This is a genomic window from Dyadobacter sp. CY356, assembly GCF_021440195.1.
Classification (GTDB): domain Bacteria; phylum Bacteroidota; class Bacteroidia; order Cytophagales; family Spirosomataceae; genus Dyadobacter.
This window is the reverse complement of the sequence record NZ_JAJTSZ010000006.1, coordinates 405,535-417,975: the sequence shown is the minus strand read 5'-3', so window position 1 is coordinate 417,975 and position 12,441 is coordinate 405,535. Positions and strand designations below refer to the sequence as shown.

At 41.2% G+C, this 12,441-nt stretch carries 8 protein-coding genes; 1 reads left to right on the top strand and 7 read right to left on the bottom strand.

The features are described from left to right. Nucleotides 1-43 precede the first annotated feature (43 nt). The 5 genes from LXL81_RS20660 to LXL81_RS20640 all read right to left on the bottom strand — a co-directional run bounded on the left by LXL81_RS20660 (nucleotide 44) and on the right by LXL81_RS20640 (nucleotide 8,367). Nucleotides 44-583, bottom strand: coding sequence for an RNA-binding protein (locus LXL81_RS20660; RefSeq protein WP_234648662.1), 540 nt, complete (start codon nucleotides 581-583; stop codon nucleotides 44-46). A gap of 45 nt (nucleotides 584-628) precedes the next feature. Then, nucleotides 629-1,459 carry an ATP/GTP-binding protein gene (locus tag LXL81_RS20655; RefSeq protein ID WP_234648661.1) on the bottom strand — a complete coding sequence of 277 codons (831 nt, stop codon included), beginning with the start codon at nucleotides 1,457-1,459 and terminating at the stop codon, nucleotides 629-631. Nucleotides 1,460-1,603: 144 nt separating this feature from the next. Beyond that, a complete protein-coding gene (locus LXL81_RS20650) occupies nucleotides 1,604-5,053 on the bottom strand; it encodes a DUF1080 domain-containing protein (RefSeq protein WP_234648660.1) in 3,450 nt (1,149 codons plus the stop codon). A 122-nt stretch (nucleotides 5,054-5,175) separates the two neighbouring features. Further along, nucleotides 5,176-6,450, bottom strand: a complete 1,275-nt coding sequence (locus LXL81_RS20645; RefSeq protein ID WP_234648659.1) for a Gfo/Idh/MocA family oxidoreductase — start codon at nucleotides 6,448-6,450, stop codon at nucleotides 5,176-5,178. Nucleotides 6,451-6,726: 276 nt separating this feature from the next. Continuing rightward, on the bottom strand, nucleotides 6,727-8,367 hold the full coding sequence (locus LXL81_RS20640) for an aminopeptidase P family protein (RefSeq protein WP_234648658.1): 1,641 nt from the start codon (nucleotides 8,365-8,367) through the stop codon (nucleotides 6,727-6,729). A gap of 170 nt (nucleotides 8,368-8,537) precedes the next feature. Between LXL81_RS20640 and LXL81_RS20635 the strand changes: the two genes are divergently transcribed. Beyond that, nucleotides 8,538-10,358, top strand: a complete 1,821-nt coding sequence (locus LXL81_RS20635; protein WP_234648657.1) for an alpha-amylase family glycosyl hydrolase — start codon at nucleotides 8,538-8,540, stop codon at nucleotides 10,356-10,358. Between the two features lie 16 nt (nucleotides 10,359-10,374). Here the strand turns inward: LXL81_RS20635 and LXL81_RS20630 are convergent, their stop codons facing one another. Both LXL81_RS20630 and LXL81_RS20625 read right to left on the bottom strand, forming a co-directional pair. Beyond that, nucleotides 10,375-11,382, bottom strand: coding sequence for a ScyD/ScyE family protein (locus tag LXL81_RS20630; protein ID WP_234648656.1), 1,008 nt, complete (start codon nucleotides 11,380-11,382; stop codon nucleotides 10,375-10,377). Nucleotides 11,383-11,443: 61 nt separating this feature from the next. Further along, nucleotides 11,444-12,316 carry a cytochrome c gene (locus tag LXL81_RS20625; protein ID WP_234648655.1) on the bottom strand — a complete coding sequence of 291 codons (873 nt, stop codon included), beginning with the start codon at nucleotides 12,314-12,316 and terminating at the stop codon, nucleotides 11,444-11,446. Between the last annotated feature and the right edge of the window lie 125 nt (nucleotides 12,317-12,441).

Genomic DNA, 12,441 nt, shown 5'->3' with positions numbered 1-12,441 from the left:
TCGTATTATATTTAATTATCGAACCTCAGGCTCAATAAATTTCTCACCAATCGTCTCTGTCTCTGGAATCACCTCTTTTGGATCCGCCACCTTTCTTGTAATCTCCACCATCTCTTCCGCCGCGTCCGTAATCCGATTTTGGTTTCCCGCCGTATCCGCCGCTGCCACCACCATAACCTCCGCCGCTGTTTCCGCCTCCACTATAACCTCCACCGCCACCGGCAGGTTTATTTCTTCCGAAATTAGCACTTCTGTCACTTGCGCCCGGGCCGCTGCTACGCGTGTCACTGCTACGAGAGTCACTGCTGCTGCTGGTTCTTGGCTGGTCTCCCGGTGTTCTCTCTTTTTTCTGCGATTCGTTTACTACCAACGGTCTGCCGTACATTTCAACTCCATTCAATTCACTTATGGCTAGTTTAGCCTGCTCATCATCAGGCATTTCTACAAACCCAAACCCCTTGCTTTGACGTGTAATTTTGTCAATAATAATTTTTGCGGAGCTTACTTCACCAAATTTTTCAAAAGCTTCACGCAACTCGCTTTCTTTTAACTTAAAAGAAAGACTCCCAACAAAAATGTCCATAGAAATGCCTGTTTTTTAAAATTCTGTTTTGTTAGGATAAATATATTATTTTAACTGATAAGCTACTACACTATTTTTCAAAAATGTTGGTACATACACAATCTTTTTCCTGGCGTCGTACCCGATATCGGCAGTATTGCTGCCTGCTGCCTTCGTATCCAGCATCAATTCCTTAGATCCGTCAGATTTTACGTAATAGATAACGCCAGCCCAGCAGGACACAATGTATTCACCTGGTTTAACTTCTTCAATACCATCTGTGCTTTTATCCAGACCTTCTGCTATGGTCGTTGGCTTCTTATTTGCGTCCAGTTTTATCAACGAACCGCTATCCAGGATCAGTAAGTCGGAACCTATTGCCAGCAGGCCATTCGGGCGTGTCAGGGTTTCGTAATAAGTTGATACTTTCCCATCTTTCAGTAGATGAACTTTGTGTGTGTCAGAATCTGAAACATAGATATTTCCTTTTGAATCGATAGTGAGATCGTTCAGGAATTTTGATTCTTCAACAGGATATTTTTTCAGGATTTTCCCGGATTTAAAGTCAATTTCAACAATATCCGTAACATCGGCTACATAGAATTTTGAACCAAGTCTTCCCATCCCTTTGGGTGCATTCAATCCTGAAACCCAATTCAGATCAATCACTTTTCCATCCAGCCCCACTTTCCCAATAGCACCTTTTCCATCTTTTTCACCTGCTTTACCATCAATTTGTGCTACATATAAAATTTTGTCGGTTGCGCTGTAAAATACAGATTCAGGAACAGGAATTGTCCCTTCTGTGGCCCAGATTTCTGCCAGGGTATTTTGTGCCTGAACAGAAAAAAAAGATGCTGTAAAAAGGGCTGTAAAAAATAGATTTTTGATTTTCATTTGAATGTGATTTGTTTGAAATTGAGGTTAAATCGTTTAGACTATTGGATTTGAAATCATTATTATACCAAAGCTAAATAAAAAAATACAAAAAAAGTCCGGTCAGTTTTGGACCGGACTTTTTAAATTTTTTGCAAAATATAGTTACTTCTTCTTTTTAACTTTTTTCTTTCCGGATGCCACAGGCTCCTCGGTTGCCTTCGAAAGATCCTTGATACGGATGTTTCTGAATTTTAAAGGAGCACCATGTCCAAGAAATCCAAGATGACCTGTTGTGTTTTTTAAACCCGGATGATCTCTGTGATCGGCAGTTCCATTTTTGCTGGCTTCGGCAAGATCGCCTTCCGTGATCACAGTACCGTTCAGCGTAACTTTTATTTTTGAACCTTTAAGATATACTTCCTCGTAGTTCCATTCACCAAGCGGTTTCAGAAATCCGCGTTTTGCAGGGATAATGCCATAAGCAGAACCGTGATACTGATATTCTTTCAAATCTTTATAAATGTCAGCATCGTTATCAAGGATTTGAATTTCTGTTCCAACATAAGCAGCATCGCCTTCCATAGGCGTACGAACACCCAGACCGTTATTTGCGCCTGGTGTTAACTGGAATTCAAAACGGAAGACAAAATCACTGAATTCATCTTTTGTGTAAAGATTTCCTTTTCCGCCGCCATTCGGATTACAAACCATCTCACCGTTTTCGCTGGTGTAATCGATTGTATTACCAACCCATTCGTGCATGTTTGTGCCGTCGAAAAGAATTTTATAACCTTCTTTTTTCTCTTCATCAGAAAGCATAAAAGGTTCCGGACGAGGAATTTCACGAACATAGATGTCACGGTAGTAAACGATGTTTCCATGAGCCTGCAATTCCAGTTGCTCTTTTACGAAAATTGGTAATTTACGATCCCAGTAATTTTCAAGGATCACATTGTCAACCACTTTTTCTCCGTTCAGTTCAACCGTTACACGGTCTCCGACCATGGTAATATGGAAGTTGTTCCAGTCGCCGATAGCGTTGTCTGCAAGTTTGGTTGGGTTTTTCGGATTTTTGGCGTTGTTATATAATCCGCCAGACCCCACCTGAGCACCCACATCCACACGCGATGTATCCCATATCTGAACCTGAGGCGTACCGCGCAAATAAATTCCTGCATCACCTTTTGATTCAATTTTCCAGTCAACATACATTTCAAAATCCCCGTATTGTTTAACCGTACAAAGGTTATCTCCATGACCTGAAAACACCAGATTGCCCTCCTGTGCAGACCAGCCGGATTTCATAATTTCATCTGCTTTTTTCTGTTTTGCTGCCATAGTATCAGCGCTCATTTTTTCACGGGCGATCGGATTTTCTACCAGACCTTTCCAACCTGTTAAATCTTTCCCGTTAAATAAAGAGACAAAACCTTCGCCAGCCGGCATTTCAGCCAGATATTTACGGATTGATTCTTTTTGATATTCACTGTCCTGGCCTTTCAAAACCGAAGAGGTTTTAGTCATCAATGTACGAACTTCCGCTCCGCTGAAATTTTTGTTCGCCAAACCGATATTCATCACAGCCTGTGCCGCAGCCTGCTGAACAGCACCGGAATTGTCAAGATATTTTCCAGCCAAAAGCAAGGCGTTAAAAGTTTTGTATCGTTGTAACTCTTTTAATATCAATTCTTTCTGCACATCTGTTTTTGCAATGTCTATCGCATTATGAAGCATTAATACTTTGTTTACAGGCGTTTTTGGAGATTTTGATATGCCGGAAACATAACCGGTTAGCGCAAGATTAAAATCTTCGGGATCCGTAGATTTTTTTGCAATGGCCAAAAGTTCGTTGGCAGCACTTGCGTCCATCCAGTTAGATAGTGCCGAAATAGCTGCTTTTTTAAAAACTGCATCACCTGTATTATAGGATGAAACAACCGAAGTCAAAGCTTTATTTCCACCAATGCTGGCCAAAACTGCCATGTATCGTGATTGTTTATCCGCAGGTGAAGCGGCAATTTGTTTCAAAATCAGATCACTCTGCGCCGTGGCATTTCCTGATTCTTTTACCGCTGTTTTTATACCATTTTGAACAGCTGTTATTTCGTCAGCATTATTTACAGAACCTAAAAATGTAAATAGCAAGGGAAGATCATTTGAAGTTGCCAGTGATTTCAAGGCATTGAATGCTGCCGTGTTTACTTCTGGATTAGTATTGTTCAACAGGGCGGAAACCACATTCATTTTGGAACTTGCAGCACGTGCTGCTAAAACATCGATTACGGCAGGTTGTGCCGCAACAGGTAAAGTGGGTAAAGCAGCCGCAAGCTGATTCACAACCGAATTTCCTTTCAAAGTCAGAAGTGTATTTTTAACCGCTTTGATTTCATCAGCATTACCTTTTTTCAAGATTGGAAGCAGGGCAGGAAGACTGCTTTCTCCTCCGATTTTTCCGACCGCCCAGATAGCTGCCATTTTCACTTTGGCGTCTTTTGAAGCAAGTGATTTGTTAATCGTTGCCAGCGCATCTTTCGATTCAGCGCGGCCCAGCATGTAAATAATCTCAGCCTGAACTTCCGGTTTTGCTTTTTTCATAGCATTCAACCAGGGCGTAGTTCCGTCGGCCATTGTATATTTCTGGCCGAGTTTCAAAGCCGCTGCGCGGTATTCAGGATCTGTGCTATCCAGTGCTTTTACCAAAACAGGAACACTTTCACGTTTTTTGCTGTCGGCATATATTTTCAAGGCAGACGAACGGGTACCAGTCTGTTTGGCGTCGACCAAGGAAGTTGTAAGGGCCAAAGCCGCTTTTTCTGCAATCGGAGCGTTTCCGGTTAATGACAAACGTGACAAATAATTCAGATAAGCCGCAGTTGAATTTGCTTCATCATAGAGATAATTGGCCTTCATTGCAGCCGCTGCCAGGATGGATTCAGAAGATGGAGCAGCGATTTCTGAAAGCGCGAACAAGCTGACTTTGCGTAAATTCAAATCCTCACTTGCAGCCGTTTTTTCAATAACACCAGCTGCTTCTTTAAAACGGCTCATGCCCAGTGCTTCTGTGATCGAAATCTGTGATTTTCCTTTTGCATCTGCCAAAGCCTGTAAAAGTGCTTTTCCTGCGCTTTCAGTACCAATTCTTGCCAATGTTCTGGCGGCAGGTCCTGACAAATATTCATCTGAAAGATAAGTTGCTACAACCGGAACGGCTTCGTCTTTACCGATTGTTTGTAATTGATAAATCAAAAACTGCTTGGTTTCCGGCGATTGTGCTTTGGATAAAGCTTCAACATAAGCCTCGGCAGCATTTTTGCGCCAAGCTTCTTTTCCTGATTGAGATGCGTAATAAGTAAATCCGCCCAATGCATATTGTGCTTTGGCGTCATTTCCTTTGCCAGGTGCTACGAGCATCGATGCGATCTGAATCAATCCCGGTTTTCCGAGATCGGCCAGTTCGTCCATACTTTTCTTTAACTGAGCTGCATTATCAGCCGGAAGTTGCGCAAGCAGATCGGCAACGCGGGTTGACAAAGTTCTGTTTTTATCCAATTGTGCCATTGCAGCGGTATTTAACACACAGCAGGCAAGCAGCGCATATATAATTTTTTTCATGATCTGTTTTAAATGAATGAAACGTTTTTTGTATTTCTCTTTTTCATAATTTGAATTAAGATCAATACAGAAATTACTGTGTACACACGGATCCGGGCTATTTTAAATCCGTATCTAAAAGTTTACATGGTCCAGGGCCCACGCATGGGCTGGTCGATTAGCCGGTTTGCACCTTCGTCATCAATAAATTCTTGTTTCACAGGATCAAATTTTAATGATCTGCCCAAACGCAAAGCAATAAGGCCCATATTAACGATCGTACAGGAACGGTGTCCGTTTTCTTCATTTAAAGCGAATTTCTGACGGCTCTTCACAGCTTCAACAAAATTTGTAACCTGGGGTTCCGGGTCCGGGAAAGCCGCCAGTTTCTTTTCAAGATCCTGGATATCCGATTTGAAATTTGGATAAAGTTTTCCTTTTGGCCCTTCAATATAAGCCACATTTTCGTCCTTGCCTTCACCATCCAGGATGATCTGGCAGCCATCTGCATAGGTATAAGTAATACGTCTCCAGGTACCAACCGCTTCGGTATGCTGCTGAGGAGCATCCACTTCCACGCTCACCGGACTGGTATCGTCTTTTCCAAGGAAATACTGGATTGGGTCAATATAATGTTGTCCCATATCGCCTAATCCGCCGCCATCATAATCCCAGTAACCACGGAAAGTCTGATGCACACGGTGTTCACTATATGGTTTGTAAGGAGCAGGGCCGAGCCACATGTCATAATCAAGTTCTGCCGGAACAGGCATAGGTTGATTATCTGTTTTCCCAACCCAGTAAAATTTCCAGTCGAAACCAGTATGCTTACTTACTGTTACTTTTAACGGCCATCCAAGTAAACCACTTTGAACCAGCTTTTTGATAGGTTTCACGGTCGTTTTCATACCATAAAAATTATCCTCAAAACGGAACCAGGTATTCAGTCGAAAAATTCTTCCGTGCTGCTGAACTGCTTCCACCAAACGTTTTCCTTCGCCGATCGTGCGTGTCATTGGTTTTTCACACCACACGTCTTTTCCGGCGCGCGCTGCATCGGCTGCAATGATGCCATGCCAGTGCGGAGGCGTTGCCACGTGAACAATATCAACTTCCGGTAATTGAATCAGTTCGCGATAGTCAGAAAAGGTTTTGACGCCTTTGTCAACAAGATCCACTGCTTTTTGAAGATGGGTTTTATCAACATCACAAAGAGCTACAACCTTGGTTCCGGCATAAGGAATGTGGCCGCGGCCCATGGAACCTACGCCTACAATTGCTTTTGTGAGCTGATCGCTTGGCGCAATAAAACCTTTGCCTAATACATGGCGGGGTACAATTGAAAATGTGGCGATTGTCGCCAGCGAACCTTTGATAAAGTTACGCCTGGACGAAGAGGTGCCTTTCTTTTCTTTCATTAGTTAAGGGAATAATTTAGGAATTGAAAAGTTTAGGATCGTAAATAATATTATTAAATACGTGTGAAATTATGACATTATTTATAATGTAGCAAAGGCGGTTATGTTATTCTAAGTTTTATTTCACATTAACTTATTATGCCACAATTGTTTCGTTAAAATAAATAATCTAAACTATTAACGCTGTCTGACTTTTGTCATACCAAATAAATTAAAAGCTGCAACTCATTTTCAGAATTGCAGCTTTTATATATTCAATATTATTTATTTTGGATATTATTTTTTTAAATCATCAGACAAGTTATCTACAAAACTTTTTTGTGCAGCAACCTTTTCAGCATCTTCTGTTTTTCTGGGTGCTGATAGGGACAGGATTTCAAGTTTATCCTTTTTAATTAAAACATCATCTTCAATCCTTACCGCAATTCCCCACCATTTTTTATCACAGTTGCTGCCTTCCGGAATGTAAATTCCAGGCTCCACCGTGATGATCATGTTTTCCATCAATTTGTCATAAATACCTTTGTCGTGTACATCAAGCCCAAGGAAATGCGAACAGCCATGCGGGAAATAAGTGCGGCTTTCGTTTTCATCTTTCAGGATACCAAGTTTTACCAATCCTTTTGCAACAACATCACGCGCGGCTTTTTCAATTTCCTGAAATGAAGTTCCTTCTTTACAAATCCTGAAAACGGCTTCCTGAGCGTCGATTACGATATCATAGATTTGTTTTTGTTCAGGTGTGAATTTTCCATTTGCAGGGAAAGTTCTTGTTATGTCGGCCGAATAGCCGTGGTATTCTGCACCAATATCCATGAGTATCATTTTGTTATTTCCAATACCGGTTGCATTGTTTTCAATATAATGCAGCACACAGCCATTTGCTCCGGCTCCGGCAATGGATGGATATCCAACATATTCGGCACCCAGTTTTTTATGGATAAATTCCTGGACACCCTGCAATTCCAGCTCCGACATTTCTGGTTTGATCGCTTTCATCGCCTCACGATGCGCCAAAGCAGAAATCTCTACTGTTTTTCGCATCAAAACTAACTCTTCCGCAGTTTTAATTTGTCTTAATTGTTTGGTATACAGACTGTAAAGTGCAGGATTATATTTCATCGCATCCATTTCCGCCAAAAGTTTTGTCACTTCCGTCGAGTCTTTTACCTGAATGATTTTTGTAACCAGTGTGTTCTTTTTATACCGTTCGCTTTTGTCAGCCAAAGCCTGGTAATATGAAGTAAGTCTTGGAACCGAAGCGAGTAATTTTGGATACTGGCGAAGAGACATTAAATCACCAAGTACTTCATCATCAAAATCTTCCGGCATTGCCGATTTCTTTTTAAATGTTTTTACCAAATCGTAAATGTCATCCGGCTCATTCAGTTTATCAGCAATATCCTGTGGGAATTCAAAAATGATTTTATCAAATTTTGAAAGATCAGGTGCGTAACGATCGAAATCTTCCGCATTGTAGGCATGTGAAAATCCTGCTGCTTTCACACCTTCAATACCAAGCCGTTTGCCGGTCCATTGTTCTCTCCGCGGATCTTTTTTCTGAACAAAAAACAGTTCATTGTAAGATTGATTGGCAGAATCTTTCTGGTTTTCTTTAAAAATCAGCAGCACGGAATTCGGTTCTGTATATCCGCTGAAATAATACAGATCTGGATTTGCATGATATTTATAATCCACATCATTGGAAAAATTCCTGACCGGATAGGCGAAAATCGCTATCACTGAATTTGCAGGAAGTAATTTCCTGAGTGCTTCCCGCCTTCCTTTGTGAAAATCTTTTGTGAGATAATCGGTGGGCACTGGAAGTTGCGCAAAGCTGTGCGTGGCACAAACGTAGAAAAACAGGAAGGTGATTTTTGCTTTTACCAAAGCCTTTGGGAGTGAGAATTTTTTCAATTTTCTGGTATATTTATAATTAATGTATTGACTGACAAATTGTTGTAATTGAATTAAGCTTAACTCCGCATTATCGTTTCAGTTTTGATATGATCGAAAATACTGAATTGTTTTCTTTTTTCCTTTTTTTTACGACTATCCGGTTATCATCGTCAGCCACTTTATCTATCATGGGAAATTTTAAATCAACATCAGAACTGGATTTTCAAAATTTGATCAAATCCGAATATTTTCCCTCACCGGACGCTTGGGAGGACCAGGTATTGTATTTTTTACTGCTCGATCGTTTTTCAGATGGAAGAGAAAAAGATTACCTGGATAATGATGGAAGCATTGTAACCACCGGAAATACTGTAAGATATATTCCATCATATTTTGAAAATGCGATTCAAACTACTCAGGATGCAGAAGTTTGGAATGAGGCCGGACAGAAATTTGTGGGTGGAAATCTGTCAGGTTTAAAAAGTAAAATCGGATATCTGAAACGTCTTGGTATTACGGCGATCTGGATCAGTCCGGTATTCAAGCAAGTGTCGTCCCAGGAAACCTACCATGGTTATGGCATTCAGGATTTCCTTGATATTGAACCGCGTTTTGGCACAACCCAGGATCTTATTGATGTTGTTAAAACAGCCCATGAACATGGCATTTATGTAATTCTTGATATAATACTAAATCACAGCGGCGATGTTTTTGGTTATATTAATGGCCAGCCGGATTATCAGAACGGACAAACATTTCCGGTTGAAGGATTTCGAAATGTTTCCGGAACTCCGGATTTGCCGTTGGATTTTGTCGGAGAGGACAAATACCCGGATGCTGCTATATGGCCAAAAGAACTTCAAACCGCCGATACCTTTACCCAAAAAGGAAAAATAATTCATTGGGACGATAGTCCGGAATTTCTGGAAGGCGACTTTGAAGTGCTGAAAGATTTGCATCATGGGACTGGTACGGTCGATGATTATGGTCCGTCTGAAACCTTGAAAGTATTAACCAAGGCTTATAAATACTGGATTGCAATTGCTGATATTGACGGTTTTCGCATTGATACGGTAAAACACATGGATCCGGGAGCTACCAGATATTTCGCATCGGTGATCAAAGAATTCACCATGTCAATCGGGAAGGAAAATTTTTATTTGATCGGAGAAATTACGGGTGGGCGCCAACGTGCTTTTGATACGCTTGAAATAACTGGCCTGGATGCTGCACTTGGTATCGATGATATTCCCGATAAAATGGAATATTTGGTAAAAGGTTATCGGAACCCGACAGATTATTTTAACCTTTTCAGAAACTCGGAACTTGTTCATAAAGAATCACATATATGGTTCCGGAATAAAGTTGTGACACTTTTTGACGATCATGATCAGGTTAGGAAAGGCCAGAATAAGGCGCGGTTCTGCGCTAATGATTCCGGTTCTATGTCACTTATTGCCGTTATTGGACTCAACCTTACTTCGCTTGGTATTCCTTGTCTGTACTATGGAACCGAACAAGGTTTCGATGGCAAAGGTGGAAATGATCGTTATATCAGAGAATCGATGTTTGGAGGAGATTTCGGAGCTTTCCGGAGCAAAAATGTTCATTTTTTTAACGAAGAAAATTCATGCTTTCCAGAGATCGCAAAAATTGCATCACTCAGGAAACAGCATTTAGCTTTAAGACGAGGCCGGCAATATTTAAGACAGATTTCGGGAAACGGAACTGATTTTGGTTATCCGGTTCTTATGGGCGATCGGATGAATTCAATCGTTGCCTGGTCAAGGATTTGTAATGATCGGGAGATTTTGTGCGCAATTAATACCGACCAGCAAAATGAAACGATTGCATACGTTACCATCGACGAAAGTTTGCATTCCATTGATTCCAATCTTAAATGTTTATATGCCTCAGGTCCAAGTCCGGTTCAGGTTAATGTAGAAACAAGAAATGGCAAGGCCGTTCGCCTTACCATTCCACCTGCTGGTTTTGTAATTTATGGTTGATGTTAGAAGCGCAGAATCAATAGGTTAATTTGAAAACTTTTGCCAGTGCCAGTGAAACATAATAATAAGTTTTGTCACCGGTTCTTTCCAAATCCGTTGGCATCATCAATCCACCTGAGATCGTGGTTTTGTCATCCCCTTGTATCTGTCCTGTGAAAGGAACAAAATCCGGCGGTGTTGTTGCGAATGAAAATTCAGCGAATGAAACAACAAGCGGCTTATTGCCAGGCGTAAGTTCAATATCGACCAAAGTTGTAAATCCTTCTTTGTATGGTGTTACCGTTCCACCTGTACTAACCTGCTTAATTGTAGCCAAACCTTTAATAAATGGTCCGCCGCTAAGCGAAGTAACAAGGAATCTGGAACCATCATAAACAATACCGGTGGGAACGAAATCTATTGTATCAGTTGCTGTGTAATAGGGATCAAATTCGGCAAAAATACTTATTGATTTGTCGGCTGCACGGTGCACCACAGCATTGGCAGCCGCATCCGTTATATATAGATCTCCCTCCGGTCCCCAGGTCAGATTGTACAAGTTAGATTCGTTTGTCGGATGTCTGAACTTGGAAGCCTTCACTTTGCTGCCAATATCTTCACTGGGTAGTGTGGCGGCGTCTATTGGAGCGTCAGTGCCTGGTTTAAACTTGGAAATATCTGCAATGTATAATTTTCCTTCCGGGCCATGTAAAATATATAGTTTTCCATCTTTATAACTTAAATGGGTAAGTCCGCTGGGTGCATTTTCAGGGCTGATCACAGATAAAAAGCCGGTTATTCCGGGATAAATTTTTCCATCAGGTGTGATCACGGAAACTCTGCCACTCTTACCAGAGCCCGTTCCCTGCTCTGTTACCCATAAATTATTGTTCGCATCATGCGTTAATGCCAGTGGCACCAGAAGTTCCCCAGCCACTTCTTCTGATTTGAATTGTGTTGGTTCCTGAAATATATCGTGATCCGTACAGCCGAGGACAAGAGAAGCAAGGAGTAGTAAATTTCGTAGAAATGGTAAGATTTTCATCGTTATACTTATTTGGTTGAACAATTAATGAAGTTTAATTACAGTTGGTGCAGCAACATTTTCACGGCAGTCCGTGCAGATACGTATAAATGGCATTCAATTCTTCGTGGGTATAGTTGAAGGCTTTCCAGGGCATTGCCGGGTTCAATGGTTTTCCATCAGGCCTTTTTCCTGTTTGAAGCGTGGTAACAAATCCGTCGGAAGTCCATTTTCCTAAACTTCCCGTCGAGCTGATATCCGGAATTGGCGGCTCGCCCGGTCCATGTGCTTCTGCTCCTTTAAAGTTTTCGGAATGGCAGCCTGTGCAGGTAATGGCCAGGTATTTACCATATTCGGGTGTCACAGAAACGGTTACGGCATCGACAGGAACAGCGTTATGGTCAATTTTTTCAGCAGGCAAAAGTGGGAACTCGTTAAAAAATGTCAGGATTCTGCCAAGTGGTTTTATTGATTTATTATGATTTTCCTTATCAACGGGCGGACGTGTTTTGACATAACTGATCAAAGACGCCATATCCTGATTTGAGATCTGGTATATTTCGTGTGAAGGCATAAACCAGAGTGAGCGGTTATCCTTTCCCAGGCCATGGCGCAAAGCCTTTATCCAATCTGCATCAGTGTAATTTATTCCACCTTTTCCTTTGGTTATATTACTACTGTATAAAATTCCGATAGGAGACTGATCATCAGCAAAGGCCTGTCCGCCTGAAAAATCAGTTCCATGACAACCCGTACATGCCCGGATTTCTGCCAGATGTTTCCCTTTTGCCAGTGACAGGCTGTCTGTTGGAATATTTAAATTCTGAACCTGAATGTCATAAATTTTATTAATTCGGGACTCTGTATTAAAATATACATAGGTATAGAAGATCAGAAGAAAAATGATGAGTGAGCCAATGATAATGCTCGTCCATTTTAGAATTTTATTGATCATAAGGACAAAGAAAGATGCGATTCATACTTTTCCAAAAAATGTATTTGGGAAAGATTAAACCAGGTTCATGTTTTGTTTACGTAACTGTAAGGTACTAATCCGATTGATTATCAGGCAAGTAAAAG